16 protein-coding genes and 1 other RNA gene are annotated in these 21,012 nt (G+C 66.7%); 9 read left to right on the forward strand and 8 right to left on the reverse strand.

Features of this window, described 5'->3' with window-relative positions; translation table 11 throughout:
* Positions 1–34: 34 nt before the first annotated feature.
* Complete coding sequence (gene cysN, locus HLH45_RS20520; protein WP_372387513.1) at positions 35–1,993, reverse strand: sulfate adenylyltransferase subunit CysN; 1,959 nt, start codon at positions 1,991–1,993, stop codon at positions 35–37.
* Between the two features lie 17 nt (positions 1,994–2,010).
* Positions 2,011–2,919 (reverse strand): sulfate adenylyltransferase subunit CysD, encoded by a 909-nt coding sequence (cysD, locus tag HLH45_RS20525; RefSeq protein WP_011348410.1) that lies wholly within the window; start codon positions 2,917–2,919, stop codon positions 2,011–2,013.
* A 179-nt stretch (positions 2,920–3,098) separates the two neighbouring features.
* On the opposite strand from cysD, the gene HLH45_RS20530 reads away from it, so the two are divergent.
* The 3 genes from HLH45_RS20530 (at position 3,099) to HLH45_RS20540 (ending at position 7,483) form a co-directional block, all read left to right on the forward strand.
* Positions 3,099–4,946: an assimilatory sulfite reductase (NADPH) flavoprotein subunit gene (locus HLH45_RS20530; RefSeq protein ID WP_008574498.1), complete on the forward strand. Its 1,848-nt coding sequence runs from the start codon at positions 3,099–3,101 to the stop codon at positions 4,944–4,946.
* 108 nt (positions 4,947–5,054) lie between these two features.
* On the forward strand, positions 5,055–6,761 hold the full coding sequence (gene cysI / locus HLH45_RS20535; protein ID WP_029820156.1) for an assimilatory sulfite reductase (NADPH) hemoprotein subunit: 1,707 nt from the start codon (positions 5,055–5,057) through the stop codon (positions 6,759–6,761).
* Positions 6,758–7,483: a phosphoadenylyl-sulfate reductase gene (locus HLH45_RS20540; RefSeq protein WP_008571174.1), complete on the forward strand. Its 726-nt coding sequence runs from the start codon at positions 6,758–6,760 to the stop codon at positions 7,481–7,483. Before cysI ends, HLH45_RS20540 begins: the two co-directional genes overlap by 4 nt.
* A gap of 126 nt (positions 7,484–7,609) precedes the next feature.
* Here HLH45_RS20540 and HLH45_RS20545 read toward each other — a convergent pair whose 3' ends face one another.
* The 3 genes from HLH45_RS20545 to HLH45_RS20555 all read right to left on the reverse strand — a co-directional run bounded on the left by HLH45_RS20545 (position 7,610) and on the right by HLH45_RS20555 (position 11,846).
* Positions 7,610–9,211, reverse strand: coding sequence for a PepSY-associated TM helix domain-containing protein (locus HLH45_RS20545; RefSeq protein WP_008571175.1), 1,602 nt, complete (start codon positions 9,209–9,211; stop codon positions 7,610–7,612).
* Positions 9,211–11,214 carry a TonB-dependent receptor gene (locus HLH45_RS20550; protein WP_046932534.1) on the reverse strand — a complete coding sequence of 668 codons (2,004 nt, stop codon included), beginning with the start codon at positions 11,212–11,214 and terminating at the stop codon, positions 9,211–9,213. Before HLH45_RS20550 ends, HLH45_RS20545 begins: the two co-directional genes overlap by 1 nt.
* 194 nt (positions 11,215–11,408) lie before the next feature.
* Positions 11,409–11,846: a DUF2946 family protein gene (locus HLH45_RS20555; RefSeq protein WP_008574685.1), complete on the reverse strand. Its 438-nt coding sequence runs from the start codon at positions 11,844–11,846 to the stop codon at positions 11,409–11,411.
* A 303-nt stretch (positions 11,847–12,149) separates the two neighbouring features.
* Here HLH45_RS20555 and HLH45_RS20560 point away from each other — a divergent pair, with 303 nt between their 5' ends.
* Positions 12,150–13,346, forward strand: coding sequence for a sensor histidine kinase (locus HLH45_RS20560; protein ID WP_031424111.1), 1,197 nt, complete (start codon positions 12,150–12,152; stop codon positions 13,344–13,346).
* Between the two features lie 749 nt (positions 13,347–14,095).
* A non-coding RNA gene (locus HLH45_RS20565) (sX9 sRNA) lies at positions 14,096–14,169 on the forward strand.
* Between the two features lie 15 nt (positions 14,170–14,184).
* On the opposite strand, the gene HLH45_RS20570 is transcribed toward HLH45_RS20565, so the two are convergent.
* Together HLH45_RS20570 and HLH45_RS20575 are read right to left on the reverse strand one after the other, a co-directional pair.
* Complete coding sequence (locus tag HLH45_RS20570; protein ID WP_008574682.1) at positions 14,185–14,466, reverse strand: hypothetical protein; 282 nt, start codon at positions 14,464–14,466, stop codon at positions 14,185–14,187.
* Between the two features lie 8 nt (positions 14,467–14,474).
* Positions 14,475–15,458: a LysR family transcriptional regulator gene (locus HLH45_RS20575; protein ID WP_008574681.1), complete on the reverse strand. Its 984-nt coding sequence runs from the start codon at positions 15,456–15,458 to the stop codon at positions 14,475–14,477.
* A 164-nt stretch (positions 15,459–15,622) separates the two neighbouring features.
* On the opposite strand from HLH45_RS20575, the gene cobA reads away from it, so the two are divergent.
* The 4 genes from cobA (at position 15,623) to HLH45_RS20595 (ending at position 19,328) form a co-directional block, all read left to right on the forward strand.
* Positions 15,623–16,825: a uroporphyrinogen-III C-methyltransferase gene (gene cobA, locus HLH45_RS20580; RefSeq protein ID WP_008574679.1), complete on the forward strand. Its 1,203-nt coding sequence runs from the start codon at positions 15,623–15,625 to the stop codon at positions 16,823–16,825.
* 16 nt (positions 16,826–16,841) lie between these two features.
* Positions 16,842–17,801 carry a cysteine synthase A gene (gene cysK / locus HLH45_RS20585; protein ID WP_008574677.1) on the forward strand — a complete coding sequence of 320 codons (960 nt, stop codon included), beginning with the start codon at positions 16,842–16,844 and terminating at the stop codon, positions 17,799–17,801.
* A 284-nt stretch (positions 17,802–18,085) separates the two neighbouring features.
* A complete protein-coding gene (locus HLH45_RS20590) occupies positions 18,086–18,592 on the forward strand; it encodes a methyltransferase family protein (protein WP_011348422.1) in 507 nt (168 codons plus the stop codon).
* A 196-nt stretch (positions 18,593–18,788) separates the two neighbouring features.
* On the forward strand, positions 18,789–19,328 hold the full coding sequence (locus HLH45_RS20595) for an O-acetyl-ADP-ribose deacetylase (RefSeq protein WP_008574675.1): 540 nt from the start codon (positions 18,789–18,791) through the stop codon (positions 19,326–19,328).
* Positions 19,329–19,543: 215 nt separating this feature from the next.
* Here HLH45_RS20595 and HLH45_RS20600 read toward each other — a convergent pair whose 3' ends face one another.
* Positions 19,544–20,548 (reverse strand): class I fructose-bisphosphate aldolase, encoded by a 1,005-nt coding sequence (locus HLH45_RS20600; protein ID WP_003487259.1) that lies wholly within the window; start codon positions 20,546–20,548, stop codon positions 19,544–19,546.
* Positions 20,549–21,012 lie beyond the last annotated feature (464 nt).

Raw genomic sequence — 21,012 nt, forward strand, 5'->3', positions numbered from 1 at the left:
CCTGGCGGCTGCGCAGGAGTTTTACTAGCCGCGCTTAGCGTTCCAGCCCCAGATATTCGAGCACATGGTGCGCCAGCGCCTCCACATTCTCACCATCGGCGTGAAGATGGATCTCCGGGTTCTGGGGTGCCTCGTACGGCGAGTCGATCCCGGTGAAATTGGGAATCTGCCCGGCGCGCGCCTTGCGGTACAGCCCTTTCACATCGCGCGCTTCGGCAACGGCCAGCGGCACGTCCACGAAGACCTCGACGAACTCGCCCTGGTCGAAGCGTTCGCGCGCCAGCTGCCGCTCGGCACGGAATGGCGAAATGAAACTCACCAGCACGATCAGGCCGGCATCGGCCATCAGCCGGGCCACTTCGGCCACGCGACGGATGTTTTCCACGCGGTCTTCGTCGGTGAAGCCCAGGTCGCGGTTGAGCCCGTGGCGCACGTTGTCGCCGTCCAGGATGAAGGTGTGATAGCCCAGCGCGTGCAGGCGCTTGTCGACCAGGTTGGCGACCGTGGACTTGCCGGCCCCCGACAGCCCGGTAAACCACAGCACGCATGGCGCTTGGCCCTTGATGCGCGCACGTGCGCTGCGATCCACGTCCAGATGCTGCCAGTGCACGTTGCCGGCGCGGCGCAACGCGAATTCCAGCGTGCCGGCGGCCACGGTGGCATTGCTTTGGCGGTCGATCAGGATGAATCCGCCGAGCACGCGGTTGCGCGCGTAAGGCGAGAACGCGATCGGTTCGTCCAGTGCCAGGTTGCAGTAACCCACCTCGTTGAGTTCCAGGCGCTTGGCGGCCAGCCGCTCCTGCGTGTTCACATCGACCTTGTGCTTGATCTCGCTGATGCTCACGGTCACGGTGCGGGTGCCGATCTTGAGCCAGTACGGGCGGCCGGGCAGCAACGCAGCATCGTCCATCCACAGCAGATGCGCGGCGAACTGGTCGGCCACCTCCGGCGGGTCGTCGACGGCGGCAATGATGTCGCCACGGCTGATGTCGATCTCATCGCGCAAGGTCAGCGTCACTGCCTGTCCGGCGCGTGCGCTGTCGACCTCGCCGTTGGCATCGCGCACGCTTGCCACCTGCGTGCGGCGCCCGGACGGCACGACCACCACCGCATCGCCCGCACGCACCTGGCCGGCGGCAATCGTGCCCGCATAGCCACGGAACTGCGCGTTGGGGCGGTTAACCCATTGCACCGGCAGGCGCAGGCCGCTACCAGCGTCCGGCGACTCCAACTGCACGGTGTCCAGGTGCTGCAGCAGATGCGGGCCGCCGTACCACGGCATCTGCGTCGAAGCGCTGGACAGATTTTCGCCCGCCAGCGCCGACAGCGGAATGCACTGCACCTGGGCGATGCCCAGCTGCGCGGCAAGTGCGGCGTAGCCTTCTGCGATGTCGGCGAACACCTGCGCGTCGTAGTCCACCAGGTCCATCTTGTTGACCGCCAGCACCACATGCCGGATGCCCAGCAACGACACGATGTAGCTATGCCTGCGGGTCTGCGTCAGCAGGCCCTTGCGTGCATCCACCAGCACCACCGCCACATCGGCGGTCGACGCACCGGTGGCCATGTTGCGCGTGTACTGCTCGTGCCCGGGGCAATCGGCCACGATGAATTTCCGCCGGTCGGTATCGAAATAGCGGTAGGCCACATCGATGGTGATGCCCTGCTCGCGTTCGGCCGCCAGCCCGTCCATCAGCAGGGCATAGTCGATGCCCCCGCCCTGGGTGCCATGCCGTCGGCTATCGCTTTCCAGCGCGGCAAGCTGATCGTCGAACAAGCGCTTGCTGTCGTAGAGCAACCGCCCGATCAGCGTGCTCTTGCCGTCGTCCACGCTGCCGCAGGTGATGAAGCGCAGCAGCGGCTTGGATTCGTGTTGCTGGAGGTAGGCGCCGATGGTGCCGGGAATCGGGAGTCGGGAATCGGGAATCGCAAAAGCGTTCTCCGCCAACGTGACGTCTTCCGGCAACCGCTGTTGCGATTCCCCATTCTCCATTCCCCATTCACTGCCCATCAGAAATATCCCTCAAGCTTCTTCTGTTCCATCGATGCGCCCGGGGCGTGGTCGATCATGCGGCCCTGGCGCTCGGAGCTGGTGCTGACCAGCATTTCGGCGATGACCGCTTCCAGCGTGTCGGCATCGGAGTCGATGGCGCCGGTGAGCGGGTAGCAGCCCAGCGTACGGAAGCGCACCGAGCGCAGTTGCGGGGTTTCGCCCGGGCGCAGCGGCAGGCGCGCGTCGTCGACCATGATCCAGGCACCATCGCGCTCCACCACCGGGCGCGGGGCGGCGAAGTACAGCGGCACCACCGGAATCTTCTCACGGTAGATGTACAGCCAGATGTCCAGCTCGGTCCAGTTGGAGAGCGGAAACACGCGCACGCTTTCGCCCGGACCGGTGCGCGCGTTGTACAGATTCCACAACTCCGGGCGCTGGTTCTTCGGGTCCCAGCGGTGGCGTGCGGTACGAAACGAAAAGACGCGCTCCTTGGCGCGCGATTTCTCTTCGTCGCGGCGTGCCCCACCGATCGCCGCATCGAAGCCGCCGTGCTCCAGGGCCTGCTTCAGGCCCTGGGTTTTCATGATGTCGGTGTGCACGGCGGCACCGTGGCTGATCGGGCCAACGTCCTGCGCAACGCCGTCGGGGTTGATGTGCACGCGCAGGTCCACGCCGGTCTCGGCCGCGCGGCGGTCGCGGAAGGCGATCATTTCGCGGAACTTCCAGCGTGTATCGATATGCAGCAGCGGGATCGGCGGCCGCGATGGCGCGAACGCCTTGAGCAGCAGGTGCAGCAGCACCGAACTGTCCTTGCCCACCGAATACAGCATCACCGGAGCCCGGAACTCGGCGGCGACTTCGCGCAGGATGTGGATGCTTTCGGCTTCGAGCCGGTCGAGATGGGACAGCGGCGGCAGGGTCATCGGAATGTCGTGGGTGTCGGCGGGCAGACCAGCCGATGGTAGGGCAAGGCGCTGCAGTGTGTGCCGCCCCGATGACTGCGCGAAATAAGCGCCCGGCATAACGCGATAACGGCAATTCCTTTCTGGTGGGCGCAACGCTTCCCTAACATCGTCCCTCTCATCAAATCCCCCGGATCCGAATGACCGCCGCCAGTTCCGCGCTACCGCCCAGCCCCTTGCCCGACGAGCGCAAGGCGCTGCTGGACCGGTTGGTCGACGGCCTGGATACCGCATCGCTGTGGTGGCTGTCCGGTTACACCGCCGGGCTGGCGCAGGGCCATCCGCCGCGCGCGCTGGCCGTGTTGCCGGGCGGACAAGCACAGGCAATCGCCCTGGACGGCCAGCGCCTGACCGTGGTGTACGGCAGCCAGACCGGCAACGCGCGTCGCCAGGCAGAGCACCTGGCCGCCGAGGCCGAAGCCGCAGGTCTGAGCGTGCGCCTGTTGCGCGCCGACGCCTACCCCACCCGCGAGCTGGCCAGTGAGCGGCTGTTGTATGTGGTGATCAGCACCCAGGGCGAAGGTGACCCGCCAGACGATGCGATCGGCCTGGTGGAATTCCTGACCAGCCGTCGCGCGCCCAAGCTGCCCGAGCTCAAGTACGCAGTGCTGGGGCTGGGCGATTCCAGTTATGCCGATTTTTGCGGTATCGCCCGACGCATCGACGAGCGCCTGGCCGAACTGGGCGGCCGCCGCGTGCAGCCGCGCGGCGAAGCCGATCTGGACATCGACAGCGTCGCCGTGCCGTGGCGCGCGCAGGCGCTCACGCATGCGCGCGAGCAACTCAAGGGCGGCCTGCACTCGGCCACGGTCACGCCACTGCGCAGCACCCCGGCCACGCCGGTGTGGTCGCAGCAGCAGCCGTTCGCCGCCGAGCTGTTGTCCAATCAGATCATCAGCGGACGCGATTTCAAGGGCCCGGGATTTCGCGTCTACGCGGTCCCCGGCAAGCGCGTGCGGCATCTGGAATTTTCGTTGGAAGGCAGTGGCCTGAGCTATGAGCCGGGCGATGCGCTGGGCATCCGCCACCGCAATCCGCCTGCGTTGGTCGATGCGGTGCTGCAGACATTGCGGTTGGACGGCAACGCCGTCGTCACCGTCGGCGAGCAGACACTGGCAGTGCATGCATGGCTCGCCACCCAGCGCGAACTGACCAAGCTGTCGCGGCCGTTTCTCACCGCACATGCCGAGCGCGCAGGCGCGCAAGAACTGCAAGCGCTGCTCGCCCCCACCCAGACTGCCGGCCTGGCGTCGCTGCTCGCCGATCATCAGGTGATCGACGTGCTGCGCCGCTGGCCGGCGGATTGGGACCACGCCGGCCTGCTCGCCGCGCTGCGTCCGCTCACCCCGCGGCTGTATTCCATCGCCTCCAGCCGCAAGCGCGTGGGCGATGAGGTGCATCTGGCGGTGGACGAGGTCGCCTACCAGGCGCATGGGCATGCGCATCTGGGTTCGGCCAGCGGCTTTCTGGCCGCGCTTGCCGAAGGCGACACTGCGCCGGTGTACATCGAACCCAACCACCGCTTCCGCGTGCCGGCCGATACCGATCGCGACATCCTGATGATCGGCCCGGGCACCGGCGTGGCACCGTTCCGCGGCTTCGTGCAGGAGCGTGCGGAAACCGGCGCCAAGGGCCGTAACTGGTTGTTCTTCGGCGCCCAGCATTTCAATACCGATTTCCTGTACCAGGCCGAATGGCAGCTGGCCCTGCAACGCGGCGAGTTGCACGCGCTGGACCTGGCGTTCTCGCGCGACCAGGCCGAAAAGCTCTACGTGCAACACCGCCTGCGCGCGCGTGGCGCCGAGGTCCATGCCTGGCTGCAAGGCGGCGCGCACGTGTATGTGTGCGGCGCCACCCGCATGGGCAAGGACGTGCACGCCGCCCTGCTCGACATCGTCGCCACTCACGGCGCCCTGGATGCCGAGACCGCCGCCGCGTATCTCACCCAATTGCAGGTGGAGGGGCGCTATGCGCGGGATGTGTATTAGTGCCGGGAATCGGGAGTGGAGAATCGGGAATGGGAACAGCCCATGTCCGAGGTGTTCCGACCAACTGCGCCGCATTTCACGATTCCCCACTCCCCATTCCCGATTCCCATGAGCCACTCCGTCGAAGACATCAAATCCGAAAGCCGCCGTCTGCGTGGATCGTTGCAGCAGAGCCTGGCCGATGCGGTGACCGGGGCGTTGCGTGAGGACGATCAGACGCTGATCAAGTACCACGGCAGCTACCAGCAGGACGACCGCGACATCCGCGATGAGCGGCGGCGGCAGAAGCTGGAGCCGGCGTACCAGTTCATGATCCGCACGCGCACGCCGGGCGGAGTGATCACGCCCACGCAGTGGCTGGCACTGGATGGCATCGCCACCCGTTATGCCAATCATTCGCTGCGCGTCACCACGCGCCAGGCCTTCCAGTTCCATGGCGTGATCAAGCGCGAATTGAAGGCCACCATGCAGGCCATCAATGCCACCTTGATCGATACGCTGGCCGCCTGCGGCGATGTGAATCGCAACGTGCAGGTGGCCGCAAATCCACTGCTGTCGCAGGCGCATGCCACGCTGTATGCCGATGCGGCGCGCGTGTCCGAGCACCTGCTGCCCAACACGCGGGCGTACTACGAAATCTGGCTGGACGAAGAGCGCGTGTCCGGCTCCGGCAGCGAGGAGGAGCCGATCTATGGCGAGCGGTATCTGCCACGCAAGTTCAAGATCGGTTTCGCCGCACCGCCGCTCAACGATGTGGACGTCTTCGCCAACGATCTGGGCTTCATCGCCATCCTGCGCGATGGGCAATTGCTGGGCTACAACGTCAGCATCGGTGGCGGCATGGGCGCCTCGCACGGCGATGCCGAGACCTGGCCGCGGGTCGCCAACGTGATCGGCTTCGTCACCCGCGACCAGTTGCTCGATATCGCCACGGCCGTGGTCACCACGCAGCGCGACTTCGGCAACCGGGCGGTGCGCAAGCGCGCACGCTTCAAATACACCATCGACGACCACGGCCTGGACACCATCGTGGCCGAAATCGCGCGCCGCGCCGGCTTCGCATTGCAACCGGCGCAGCCGTTCGCGTTCGACCACAACGGCGACCGCTATGGCTGGGTCGAAGGCGAAGACGGGCGATGGCACCTGACCCTCTCCTTGCCGGCCGGCCGCATTGCCGACACCGACACCGCTGCGCATCTGAGCGGGTTGCGCGCAATCGCGCAGTTGAACGTCGGCGAATTCCGCATGACGCCCAACCAGAACCTGGTGATCGCCGGCGTACCGGCCAGCGAGCGCGCACGCGTCGACGCGCTGGTGGCGCAGTACGCGCTGGATGCCGGCAACCGCGCCGCCACCGCCCTGGCGCGCGGCGCAATGGCCTGCGTGGCGCTGCCCACCTGCGGCCTGGCGATGGCCGAGGCCGAACGCTACCTGCCCGATTTCAGCGCCGCGCTGCAGCCGCTGCTGCAACAACACGGACTGGCCGACACGCCGATCGTGCTGCGCGTGTCCGGCTGCCCGAACGGCTGCTCGCGCCCGTATTTGGCCGAAATGGCGCTGGTCGGCAAGGCCCCCGGGCGCTACAACCTGATGCTGGGTGGCGACCGCCGCGGCCAACGCCTCAATACGCTGTATCGCGAAAACATCACCGAGCCGGAGATCCTGGCCGCATTGCAACCGCTGCTGGCGCGCTATGCCTCCGAAGGCGACCACGCCAACGATGAAGGCTTCGGCGATTTCCTGCATCGCGCCGGCGTGATCGCGTTGCCACCCTACCCCACGCACCGTCGCCTCGACCTGGAATTGCTCGCATGACCGCGCTGCCTGCTGCATCGATTACCTCTTCCGCGTTCGACGATCTGGACGCGCTCAATGCGCAGCTGGAAGGGCTGCACGCCGACCAACGCGTGGCCTGGGCGCTGCAGCATGGCCCGCAGAACGCGGCCTTGTCGTCCAGCTTCGGCGCGCAATCGGCCGTCACCTTGCATCTGCTCAGTCAGCAACGCCCCGACATTCCGGTGATCCTGATCGACACCGGATATCTGTTTCCGGAAACCTACCGCTTCGCCGATGCCCTGACCGAGCGACTCAAGCTCAACCTCAAGGTATATCGCCCGCTGGTCAGCCGCGCCTGGATGGAAGCGCGCCACGGCCGCCTGTGGGAACAGGGCATGGTCGGCATCGACCAATACAACAACCTGCGCAAGGTCGAACCGATGCGGCGCGCCCTGGACGAACTCGAGGTAGGCACCTGGTTTACCGGCCTGCGCCGCAGCCAGTCCGGCGGCCGCGCGCAGACGCCGATCGTGCAGAAGCGCGGCGAGCGCTACAAGATCAGCCCGATCGCCGACTGGACCGATCGCGATGTGTGGCAATACCTGCAAGCACACGATCTGCCGTATCACCCGCTCTGGGAACAAGGCTACGTGTCCATCGGCGATTTCCACACCACACGTCGCTGGGAGCCTGGCATGCGCGAGGAAGACACGCGTTTCTTCGGCCTGAAACGCGAGTGCGGCATCCACGAAGATATCTAGCGGCAGCGGTCACGTGCACTTGTGCAGGTGACGCTTGACCAGCATGTGCTGCAGTTGCATGGGCAGGCTGCATCCAGGATGCAGCGGCGGTGCACTGCGCGCTGTGCTCATGCACCGACGCGCCCGTCACCGCGCCGAGGCACCGGCGTGCGTGCGCCGCATCCAGTAACGATCGAACGCCCACATCAGCAACAACGACAGGCCGACCAGCGGAAAGATCAGCCCGCACAGCACCAGCAGCACCATCAAGCCGCGTAGCGTGCGCGGGTCGGCCGGCAACGGCGGTACACCCAGGCCCCCGCTGGGGCGGCGCTTCCACCACATCACCGCCGCGCTGACGCACAACAGCACAATGGCGATGCAGGCGAACAACAGGATCAACTGGTTGGCAGTGCCGTATTGCTGCCCCAGGTGCACGTTGATGCCCCATTCCAGCAGCTTGGCCAGCGGCCCGTAGTCGCGGTAACGCATGTCCAGCAGCACCGCACCGCTGTATTGATCCAGGTGGATCACGCGCTGCCGCTGCAGATCGGCCGGGTACACCGACGCGGTATAGACCCCGGTCGCACCACGCGGCGGCGCCACGCTATATCCCGGCTGGATGCCGCGGGCCTCGAAACGCGCCATCGCTGCATCCAGACCGATCGCGCCGCGTCCTGGCGCAGCGAATCCAGCGGAATCGCCGTGATCGGCATGCGCGTTGTCTGCCGAATGCGCGTGGTGGGCCGCGTGCTCCGCCTGGGCCAAGTGCCCTGCGTGTTCTTCATGGCCTGCATGCGCTGCGCTTGTCGGGAGCGCTCCCTGCCGGGAACGCTCGGGATGCTCGTCGCCCACCTGCAACGCACGTGCGTGCTCGCCATGCGCGTGCTCATCCACCGCGCCAGTTGGCTGTGCAGGCACCACAGATTCCGGCAGGCGCGCCTGCCGCAACGACCATGCCGGCTCGCCGCTGTCGGTCAAGCGCTGCTGCGACATCGGCTGCTGCACGCGCAGCCCGGCGGGATAGCCGAAATCATGCCCATTGACCCAGCGATTGACCTGCGCACCCCACAGCCACGACCACGGCATGCCGGTCAGCGCCAGGAACAGCAGGATCGCACCAACCCCGGCACCGGTCACTGCGTGCAGGTCGCGCCAGAACAGCCGCTGTGTCGACTTGCCGCGCACGCTGATCACGCCGCCGCGTCGCCCGCGCGGCCACCACAGATACACGCCCGTGAGCACCAGCACGATGGCCCATCCGCCGGCCATTTCGATCAGGCCGCGGGCATATGGCCCCACCAGCGCAAGACTATGCAGCCGGCGGATGGTCCAGCTGAGCGTGCCGTGCTCGGGCAAGGCGCCCAACACCCGTGCACTGTACGGATCGACATACACCACCTGCCGCACGCCGTGCGCATCCACCAACCCGATCTCCGCGCTCGCATCGGCGCGTTTGGGCGTGGTGTACACGAACAAGCGGCCGCCATAGCGCCCTTGTGCAGCGGCAACCAACTGCTGCGCGGGCAGGCGCGCATCGCCTACCGGCACCACCTTCAACCCGTGGTGCACGCTGCGGTCGATGGCGTCCTGGTACAGGAACGCAGCCCCGGTCACCGCCAGCCAGATGATGAAAGGCAGCACAAGCAGCCCGGCATAAAAATGCCAACGCCACACCGCGCGATAGAAGCGCCAGCGGCTGGCTTGGCGCGACTCGTCCACGCCACCGTGGTCAATCGTTGCATGCATCAGAAGCTCCAATCCCACGACACCGACAACGCACGCCCATCGCCGGGCGAGTAACCGGAGCTGCTGCTGTCGTACCAGGCGTACACATACGCGCGATCGGTGACATTGCGTAGCTGCAGGCTGAGCGCATTGCGCGCGTCCACCGCCCAGCGCGCGCCCAGGTTGAGCAAGGCGTAGCCACCGGTGCGGCCCAACGTGTTGGTGCGTTCCAGGTAGTAATCGCCTTGTGCGTTGCCCCAGGCGCTCACCTGCACCGACGAACTGACCTGCCACTCCAGCCCGGCGGTGGCCAACCAGTGCGGCACGTTTTCGATCTCCTTGCCGCGCGTGGCCGGGGCGCTCGGATCGGGCGTGACGATGCTGGCCTTCTGCCGCGAATACGAAACCCATGCACGCCAATGCTCGGCCGGCTGCAGGTTGAGCTGCGCATCCCAGCCGCGCCGCAGCGTACGGCCGACATTGGCCACATCGCCGATGCCGACCACGCCATTGACGCCGAGAACGGTCGCCACCTCCCCGGATGCGCGCTGCTCCCAATACGCCAGGCGCCCATCCAGCAGGGACGACGGCGCGAACTTGAAGCCGGTCTCCCAACCGTCGTTGATCGAGGGCCCGAGGTTGCCGGGCTGGCGACGGTAGGCGCCATCGCCGCTGCCGATCTGGAAGGTGCGCCCCCAGTTCGCATACACGCTGCTCTGCTCGCCCACGCGGTAGCTCGCACTGAACTTGGGTTGCTTGATGGTGCCGTAGTCGTAGACCGGCGCAATGCTGCCGGCCAGCACGTCGTGCAGCTGTCCATCGACACGATCGATGCGATACCCCGGCACCAGCTGCAGGCGCGCAATGGGGGTCAGCACCGCCTGCACATACGCGCCACGCGTGCGCAGGTCGTAGTCCCAATCGCGCAGCTGTGCCCCGCGCACACGGGCCACCGTGCGATACCGCTGCGATTGGTTGGCCTGCCACTGCGCATCCACCCCGGCTTCCAGGTTGGCCTGCAGCGCACCCCAGTCCGGCTGCCAGTTGCTACGCAGCAGCAGCCCGCGATGGGTTTCGTCGGTATCGCGTTCCTGCTGCAGCCCGGCCGCAGAAAACCGCACCCAGCGTTGGTTGCGGTAGTCGTTCTGGTAGGCCTTGGCGCTCCATTGCGCCTGCTCACCGAGCGCACCGTCCGCATGCAACGCAGTCTGGCGCAGACGACGCTCGCTTCGGTCGTTCTGCGCATAGTCCGGCGAACTGCGCGGCGCCGCACGCGCGGTGGCGGCATCCAGATAGCCGGCTTCCAAGGCATGGTTGTCGTAGTACCGCGTGGTGAGCCCCGCGCGGAATGCGCCGTCCGGGTCGGTGTAGAACCACTTGCCCGCCACGCTGCGCTTGCGTGCGTCGGCATGATCGCGATACCCGTCCGAGTCGCGCCAGGCCAGCACGTAGTTCTGGCTCCAGGCGCCCTGTTCGAAACCTTTGCTCAGTTGCACCTCGCGCGCATCGAAGCTGCCGGCCGTCACGCTCAAGCGGCCGTCGTTGCCGCCGGTACGGGTGAGCACGTCCACGCTGCCGGCAATGGCATTCAGGCCATAGCGCGCGTCGTTGGTGCCGCGCACGATCTCGATGGCGCTGATGTCCTGCGGGAACACCGCGTCCAGGTACGGCATGGCGCCGGCGTTATCGTTGCTGGGGATGCCGTCGATCAGCAGCTTCACCGCATTGATGCGCCCCTCGCCATTGAATCCGCGGAACGAAAAGCGCCCCGCATCGGTGCCCATGCGGAACTGGGTGACCTGCACCCCGGGCGCGCGCATCAGCAGTTCCCAGCTGTAGTCCACATGTTGATCGTGCAGCAGCTCGCCGCCGATCACATCCACCGAGCTCAGCACGCGTGCCGTGCTCGGGCTGCGCTGCGCATGTTCGCTCACCTGCACCTTGCCCAGCGTGAGTGCGGCGTCTTGCGCCTGCACATCGCATGCAGGCCCCCACACCAGCGCCAACGACGGCGCATACCACATCGTTTTCAACAACCGCAAACGCATGACCAACCCTTCGCCGTGACTGCACGGCCGCACAGCCGTGCGCTGCCACCATCGCGGCGCACATCGGCATCACTCGATAAGAAGCGAGTCGCCCGCACTGCCCGGCAGGGCGCCGACAACCTCAGGCGCGCACGGGGCCTTGCTGCGTGGACGCCCGCACAGGGGCCACCTTATGCGCCCAATGGTGGTCCACGTGCGCCGAGTGCGGCCCATCGAAAGACCGAGCGTGCGCTTGCCTGGGTAAACACCGGAGCCGGCGTCGGCCGCAGTTGCAGCAGGCACAGCAACGCCACGATGAGCAATGGCAGCAAGCGTGCGGCCAGGACGCAGTAATCGCAGGCTTCGCCATGCGTCGCTGCATCATGGGTGCCGGCGTGCGGCATGTTCACTACGGCGCCGGAGTGCGCGTCCGCAGCCAGACCGGGCGGCTGGGTTCGATGACCGGCATGCAGCGCGCGCTCTGCAGACAGTGCCGCAGCACCCATGCACATCGGCTCGATCGGCTGCGCCTGGCTCCAGCGGCTGATCAGCGGAGCGACCAGCATCAGCACCACCGCCAGACAGGCAAGCAGGGGCAACAACCGGTGGCGACGGGACAAGCGCAGCATGCCTCGAAGTGTAAGCCGCCACGCAGGCCGGGGCGATGGTCGCGGCCGATGCGCGACCGCATGTCGCACCTGGCTGTCCCGGTCATCCCCGGATGACCCGCGCCCAAGCATGCGCCGGAGCCGGCGCGCCAGAACCGGATGGGCCTGCCGCTTCAGCCCCAGGCCCGTTTACCGCATGCCGGCCCCGTCCACGCGCCGCCGTCCTGGTCGGCAGTCACACTTTCGTCCCGCCTCTGTGACCGCAAGCACACGATCGGCCTTGGCATGCCCTATGCTTGCCGCTTCCACCCTGTAGCCGCGCGCATGAGTACCGTCCTGTCCGATCGAGCGGCCGAACCGCTTCCCTGCGCACCCAAGCCCCCCAGCGAAGCATTGCGTCTGCAGGCGCTGCGCAGCTACGGCATTCTCGACACCCCGCGCGAAGCGGCCTTCGATGACATCACCCGGCTTGCCTCGATCATTTGCCAGACGCCGATCGCACTGATCAGCCTGGTCGATGCGGACCGCCAGTGGTTCAAGAGTGAGCTCGGGATGGGCGAGCGCGAAACCCCGCTGTTCAAGTCGATGTGCGCGCATGCGCTGCTCGAGAACGATGTGCTGGTGGTGCCCGACACGCGCCATGACATCCGCTTCGCGCGCAACCCGCTGGTCACCGGCGAGGCGCCGCTGCATTTCTATGCAGGTGCCTTGTTGAAGACACCCGACGGCCTGCCGCTAGGCACGGTGTGCGTGCTCGACCGGCAGCCGCGCCAACTCACCGAGGAGCAGGTGGAAGCCCTGCGCGCATTGGCACGCCAGACCATGGCGCAGCTGGAATTGCGCCGCGCACTGGCAATCGCCGAGGAATCCGATCGCTACCGCAGCCGCCTGATGGCCATCGCCGGGCACGATCTGAAGACCCCATTGCGCACTGCCGCCTACGCCATCGACAAGATGCGCCGGCACGCCGACGTCGACGCCGTTCCCAACCTGGTCACCGCGCGCGATGCGATCAGCCTGGTGGGCCGCAGCCTGGACGAGCTGGCCACGCTGGCGGCCGCGAGCAAGGCCGCCATGCCGGACCTGCAGCCACTGCAGCTGGAAGACGTGCTGCATTCGATCCTCGGCGTGTGGCGTCAACCGGCCATCGACAAGTACCTGGCCCTTCGCTATGTGCACACCTCGCTGCGCGTGCGCAGCCACCCCACACTGCTGACCACCTTGATCGGCAACCTGGTCGGCAATGCCATCAAGTACACCGAGCGTGGCCGCGTGCTGGTCGGCACCCGCCGCCGCCCCGGTTTTGCGGAAGTGGAGATCATCGACAGCGGCATCGGCTTGAACATGGACCAACCCGAGCAGGTCTTCCAGGCGTTTCGCCAGGCCGACCCGCGCAGCGACGGTTTGGGCATCGGCCTGTGGATCGTGCATCGCACTGCCGAGACGTTGGGCTGTGAAGTGGACGTCCGGCCGCGGCCGCAGGGCGGGACCTGTTTTTCGGTGCGGATTCCGTTGGCCTAAAAATGTGTGGCCCGCTGCGTATTCGGGCTGCGCGGCAAACGCCTGGGTCTCACCTAGTGGGGCACCGGTCTGTGGCCAGACCTCAACGCGCGAACCCTCCATCCCGTCGGCCCGACGTTGCAGCTGCCCGCGCCACGCCAAGTCGCGCCTCGGTGGCGACCGCTCAGACCCGGCAACTCGCCGCAGGTGTCAGAATCCAGCACCGGCTCCGATCGCGCACTGCCTGCCGTGCATGGGCAGGACTTGGCGCTGTTCCATCTTCAACCGATGCTCGCTGCGGAAATAAAAAAGGCGGACCCGGGCTCCCGACCCGGGTCCGCCGCCAAGCACGCCAGGCCTCTCCCCAGGGACCCGGATGCGCCAGCCGCTCTGTGCACAGCCTCGCGCAACAGTGATGCGACAGCGCTAGCAACCCTTCGACGACACCGCGAAACACACCGGCAATGCGATCACCTGCATCGCCAGCTCTGCGCCGTCCACCCCTAGACGTTCGAGAGTGTCGCGTCATGGTTGCTATAAGGGTTTTCGACAACGCAGCGCGCAACTTGATGCGCCCGGTCGACGCCGACTGCATCGCCCTGACACGGGTAGGGAAAATCACCCACAGCACGCATGGCAGGGCTGCCGGGCAGACACGCATCCCGTTGATCCTGCGGATATTTTTTTGCGGCGATTGCGCTGCAGTGCAGCACCGAGGTCGTCGCGAACGCACCGATCACACGGCCAAGCCGCCACCGTTTGGAAGGGGCATGCACGCACGTCCACTCCGGCTCCCGTGCGCCGTCCACATCGCCTGACCACTGCCCGGTGGGCTGTGCTAGCCGCCCATATCCCGGCCTCAGACGTCGGACGCATCCGCATCCTGGCGCGCGAACCACTCGGCCGAATGCACATCCTCGGCCGCAACGTCCAGCGCCTTGCGCAGCACTTCCAGCGGGATCTGCACGCGCGTGCTGCCCGCCTGCACCGCCACCCATAACGCTTCGTCGCGCGGGTCGGCCAGCACCGTCAGCACCTCATGTTCGCGGCCGGCGATGCTGGCCGACAGCTGCAGCGACATGCCGCCGTCCGGCTCGGGCGACCACAGCCTGCTCAGTGCGGGGCGCAAGGGCTCGGTCATCGTGCCGCTCAACTGGTGATGGTCTGGGTCAACGATTCCCAGGTCGGCGGCAACGGCCAGTTGGGCGCCTGATTGCCGTCCAGCACGCGGCGTAGGTCGCGCTTGTCGATTTGCGGCGCGAGCACATGCACCAGGTCCAGCGCGTAGTCGCGCAGCACGCGGTCGCGCGGCAGCACCGCCCAGGCGATGCACTCGGCGATCGGCGCCGGCGCCGGCCAGGCGCGCAGGTCCTCGTCGAAGGCATTGACCGCCATTTCCGCGACCAATCCCACGCCAAGCCCTGCGCGCACATAGGTCTTGATCAGGTCGGCATCCAGCGCGGTCAGCGCGATACTCGGCTCCAGCCCCACCTGCGCAAACGCGCGCTGCAGCGAAGAGCCCGGCCGAGTGGAGGATTCGTAGCTGATCAGCGGATGCTCGGCCAGCGCCTGCATGTCCGGTGCCGTGCGCGGGTGATCCAGTGCATGCCCCCGCGGCACCACCACCAGCCGCCGCCAGCGGTACAGCGGCACTGCGATGCCGGCGCTCGGCTCGCCACCGGCGGTGCTGACCACCGCGATGTCCGCATCGCCCTGGCTCAGCAGATCCAGGGCCGCACTTTCGGCGGCCTGCTGCAGATGCACGCTCACTTGCGGGTAGGCATTCTTGATCTGCGCCACCGCCGGCGGCAGCACGAAGCGCGCCTGGGTATGGGTGGTGGTCAGGGTCAGCTGGCCCTGGCTTTCGCGGCGCTGGTTGGCCGCATAGGTGCGGATGTTGTTGGCCTCCGACAGCACCGCGCGCGCGCGCTCGATCACTTCCACACCGGCCGGCGTCACTGCGTCCAGGCTACGTCCCTTGCGCACGAACAGCAGAAAGCCCAGTTCGTCCTCCAGCTGCTTGAGCTGCTTGGACAGGCCGGGCTGGGTCGCGTGCACCCGCGCGGCGGCCAGGGTGATGTTCAGCTCGGCATCGGCAATGGCCACCAGATAGCGAAGTTGGGTCAGCGTCATGGCTTATATCCAAAAAAGCGCGAGGCGCTACAAGGACTTCGACTGTAGAGGAGTTCTGCGGGCCAGCTTATAACCGAACGCTATTTTTAGGATGGATGAAGTCATTTCCGACGGCTATAAGCCGGCGTTACGGTCTGGCCCTTCCTCAAGGATGCTGCCGAACCGTGACTCCTGCGTTCCCGCTGCTTGCCGACCTGCGTGGCCGTGCCGTCCTGGTGGTCGGCGGCGGTGCCGATGCCGAACGCGCCACTGCCCAGCTGCTGCAGGCCGGTGCGCTGCCGCTGGTGGGCGCGCCCGAGCTCACGGCGCAGCTGCGGCACTGGGCGCAGGCCGGGCAGCTGCGCTGGTTGGCCGGTCGGTTCGACCCGGCATGGCTGGCGCAACCCGACCAACCGCTGTGGCTCACTATTGCCGCCAGCGAATCGGAAGCGCTCAACGACGCCCTGCGCCATGCGGCCAGCGCCCACCGGCTGCTGACCCACGCCGCGACGCCTGCGGCGTCGGCAACGGCTCCTGCGCGCTCCCCCGCACCGCGCAGCCCGATCGGCACGCTGGCGCCCGGCAACGTGAGCCTGGTCGGCGCCGGCCCCGGCGATCCCGGCCTGCTCACCCGGCATGCGCTGCGCGCACTGCGTCAGGCCGAGGTGGTGCTGCACGACCGCCTGGTCAGCCCGCAGATCCTGCGCCTGGCTCGGCACGGCGCGCACCTCATCGAGGTGGGCAAGTCGGCGCAAGGCCATAGCACCCGGCAGGAACAGATCCACGCCCTGATGCTGGACCACGCCCGCGCCGGTCGCCGCGTGGTGCGGCTGAAGGGCGGCGACCCGTTCGTGTTCGGCCGCGGCGGCGAAGAGCTGGAATTCCTGCGCGCGCACGGTATCGGCTTTCAGGTGATTCCCGGCATCACCGCAGCCATCGCCTGCGCTGCGTATGCCGGCATCCCGCTCACCCACCGCGACCACGCGCAATCGCTGCGCCTGATCACCGCGCACTGCAAGGATTCGCTGGACACGCTGGACTGGCAGGCGCTCGGCCAGGAGCGGCAGACGCTGGCCTTCTACATGGGCGTGGCCGGCCTGGACACCATCCAGCAGCGCCTGCTGCAGGCCGGGCGCGCAGCCTCCACCCCGTTTGCGCTGGTCGAAAACGGCTCGCGCCCGCAGCAACGCGTAATCACCGGTACGCTCGCCGGCCTGGCCGCCAGCGCCCGGCAGCATGCCGTGGCCGCCCCGGCGCTGCTGATCCTGGGCGAGGTGGCGACGCTGGCGCAGACGCTGCACTGGTTCGGCAGCGCGCCGCTGAGCGCCTCGCCGCCGCACTCACCCGGCGCAACGCCCCACACGCCCACACTGGCCCACGCAGCCTGATCCCGACGGAGACTCCATGGCCCTGTACGACAACATTCTCGACACCATCGGCCGCACCCCGGTGGTCAAGCTCCAACGCCTCGCCCCGGACAACGTGACCTTGTACGTCAAGGTCGAATCGTTCAATCCCGGCGGCTCGGTCAAGGACCGGCTGGCGCTGGCGATCATCCTCGACGCCGAACAACGCGGCCTGCTCAAGCCCGGCGACACCATCGTCGAGGCCACCTCCGGCAACACCGGCGTGGCACTGGCGATGGTGGCCGCAGCGCGCGGCTACAAATTCGTCGCCACCATGGTGGAAACCTTCTCGATCGAACGCCGCAAGCTGATGCGTGCCTATGGCGCCAAGGTCATCCTGACCCCGGCTGCAGAGCGCGGCAGCGGCATGGTGCGCAAAGCCAAGGAACTGGCCGAACAGCACGGCTGGTTCCTGGCCAGCCAGTTCGCCAATCCGGCCAACCCGGCCTACCACCGCAACACCACCGCTGCCGAAATCCTGCGTGACTTCGCCGGCCACCGGCTGGACCATTTCGTCACCGGCTGGGGCACCGGCGGCACCCTCACCGGCGTGGGCGAGGTCCTGCGCGTTGCGCGACCGGAAGTGCGCATCACCGCCTCGGAGCCGGCTGGCGCCGCCCTGCTGCAAGGCCAGGACTGGAAGCCGCACAAGATCCAGGGCTGGACGCCGGACTTCGTGCCCGAGGTGCTCAACCGCGAGGCCGCCCACCAGGTCCTGAGCGTGGAAGACACCGACGCGATCACCGTCGCGCGGCGCCTGGCCGCCGAAGAAGGCATCTTCACCGGCATCTCCGGCGGTGCCACCGTCGCCACCGCGCTGCGCGTGGCCGAAGGCGCCGCACCGGGCGCCGTCATCCTGGCGATGCTGCCCGACACCGGCGAGCGCTATTTCTCCACCCCGCTGTTCGCCGACATCAATGAAGGCTCCGACGACGACTGGCTGGCCGGACTGCCGTGATCGGGCGCAGTCGATGACCGGGCCCGAAGCCGCGCAATGCGCGGCTTTTTTTTGGCACCGGCCGAACAGCGCACTTGCGCCGAAAGACGCCGCGTTGTGCCCACGATCCGTGACCGCCCCGAGGTGAAAGCGCACGCGTCATTGCCGAGACCAGGCGTGACACGTGCCCGGCACGCCTCGCGCTGGGCGCAGCATCCGCCCCGTTTTCCGGATGTCGGGACGCCCGCACTCCCGTCCATGTCAAGGAAACGTTAGGATGGCGGCCGTAATGTAGGGAGAGATGTGTGAGCAACCAGCCGTATGGACACAGCGAGACCCGTGCCGCACGGGCGCCATGGCTGGTAAAAATGACCTCCCCGGTCCACTTTGCGCTCGCCCTGGGGCTGGGCGCATGGTTGCAAGAGGCGCTGGACCTGCCTCTCCCTCCTCCCGCGCCGCTGGCCTGGATCGAATTGGCTGGCGGCGGCATCGCCTGTCTCGGCCTGGCGTTGGCGGTGAGCTGCTTCGTGCTGTTTGCGCGTCGGCGCACCACCATCATGCCCAGCGGCCATCCCTCGCGCCTGGTGCTGGACGGCCCGTATCGCGTCACCCGCAACCCGATGTACCTGGCCTTGGTGCTGAGCTACGTCGGCCTGTGCCTGCAACTCGGCTTGCTGTGGGCGGTTGTGTTGGTGCCGCTGCCGTGGCTTGCGCTGCAGCGCTATGTCATTCCGTTCGAAGAGGCGCGGCTGCGCGCCGAATTCGGCCGCCACTACAACGATTACTGCGCGCGTGTCCGCCGCTGGTTGTAGACCCGACATGCATCGCCTCATGCGTGGCGAAGGTTGTTGCCGATCGCCCCGAGGCAGCGACAAGGTGTCGCGGGGCGGCATACATTCCACCCCGTCGGACAGTCGCAGCAGATGAGATGAATGGCCGATAGCGTGCGGATTCCGCAGCGTGCTCCCCATCACGCGCCCATCATGCAATTCGCATAATTATCGCGCTATGAGAATCGAAGTCTGGCAAGGCGACATCACCGAACTCGACGTTGACGTCATCGTCAACGCCGCCAACGAATCACTGCTCGGCGGTGGTGGCGTCGATGGCGCCATCCACCGTGCCGCCGGCCCGCGCTTGCTGGAAGCCTGCGAAGCGTTGCCGCAGGTGCGCCCGGGCGTGCGTTGCCCCACCGGCGAAATCCGCATCACCGACGGTTTCAATTTGAAGGCCCGCCATGTCTTTCATACCGTCGGCCCGGTGTGGCGCGACGGCAAGCACAACGAACCCGAACAGCTGGCCAACTGCTATTGGCAATCGCTGAAACTCGCCGAACAGATGATGCTGCACTCGATCGCGTTCCCGGCGATCAGCTGCGGCATCTACGGCTATCCGCTGTATCAGGCAGCGCGCATCGCCGTGACCGAAACGCGCGATTGGCAGCGCTCGCACAAGGTGCCCAAGCACATTGTCTTGGTGGCCTACAACGAGGCGACCTACAAGGCCTACCAGCAGGCGCTGGCCACCCAGGAAACTGCGGCGGCCTGAGATCGGATTGACGTTGGCGGCCTGCCGCATCGCCCGGCTGGATTGCGCAAGCCATTGAGCGATTCCGATTGGAGCAAAGGGCGCCGAAAGGCGCCCTTTGCGTTTTTCGCGCGGCATCAAAGCGCACCTGTGGATGCGGCAAACAAAAAACGCCGGCATCGCTGCCGGCGTGTTTGTTTCATCGATGCGGCGGCCTTGCAGCCGCCATCAATCGATCAACCCTTCCACTTACCCAGCGCGGCCAGGCCGTTTTCCTTGGCGCGCTCGTAGATGACCTGCTGCGCCTTGGCGAAGTTGCCGGTCATGTCCTTGGCCCACAGCTTCAGCGCGGCCTGCTGCATGGCGCGGCCGTAGGAGAAGCTCAACGGCCAGGGCAGATTGCCGAGCTGGTGCATTTCGTTGAGGTGGGCGGTGGACTGCTCGTCGGTCTGGCCGCCGGACAGGAACACGATGCCCGGCAGGATCGCCGGCACGGTGGACTTCAGGCACATCACGGTGGACTCGGCTACCTCTTCGATGCTGGCCTGCTCTTCGCAGCTCTTGCCGGAGATGACCATCGACGCCTTCAGGATGGTGCCTTCCAGCACGACGTTCTGCTCATACAGCGCGCCGAACAGCGAGCGCAGCGTGGCTTCGGTGACTTCGTAGCAGGTTTCGATGTCGTGGCTGCCGTCCATGATCACTTCCGGCTCGACCATCGGCACCAGGCCTTGTTCCTGGCACAGCGCTGCGTAACGCGCCAACGCATGCGAGTTGGCCTCGATGCAGGTGCCGGACGGAATGTCTTCGCCGATGTTGATGACCGCACGCCACTTGGCGAAGCGCGCACCCAGCGTGTAGTACTCCTCCAGCCGTGCACGCAGGCCGTCCAGGCCTTCGGTGACCAGTTCGCCCGGCATGCCGGCCAGCGGCTGCGCGCCCTTGTCGACCTTGATGCCCGGGATGATGCCGTGGGCGGTCATGTACTCGGCGAACGGCACGCCATCCTTGGTCTTCTGACGGATGGTCTCGTCGAACAGGATGGCGCCGGAGATGTAGTCGCTCAGCTTGGGCGTGGTCAGCAACAGTTCGCGGTAGGCGCGACGGTTCTCTTCGATGTTCTCGATGCCGACGCTGGCAAAACGCTTGGCGATCGTACTGGTCGATTCGTCGATGGCGATGATGCCCTTACCCGGGGCGACCATCGCCTGGGCGGTTTCGGCAAGCTGTTCGATGCTCATGTAGTTCCTGTGGCAGCTGCGGGGGAGAACGAAAGTATAGCGACGAAAGTCGTACACATTCCTTCACGGAATGCCTGCAACCGATTACACGTGATCTGCGTGACAGGATGTGTGGTGATGCTCGCATAGCGGGAATCGGGAATCGGGAATCGGGAATCGGGAATCGGGAATCGGGAAAGCTGAGCATGGTGCGCGGCGCGGCGCTTGCGGTGCCGTGATGCATGGCTGCAATGACTGCGCTGGCGCGTTGATATGGAGCCATGCGTGAGTCAGCCGGCATTTTTGAAGGTTGGCCGCGTCGCTGCTTCGTCCGTCGCAATAGCGCTGCGCCTGCGGCGTACGTTACATCGTAGACAGCGTCTTGTTCCGCCATGACCAGCACCGTTGCGGCAGCGCGCGTGCGATGTGGTGGGGACCGGGTACCTGCCGGATCCGGCCGTTGACCAACGATCCGGCCACGACCG

This window comes from Xanthomonas euvesicatoria, from assembly GCF_013112235.1.
In the GTDB taxonomy this organism is placed as follows: domain Bacteria; phylum Pseudomonadota; class Gammaproteobacteria; order Xanthomonadales; family Xanthomonadaceae; genus Xanthomonas; species Xanthomonas euvesicatoria.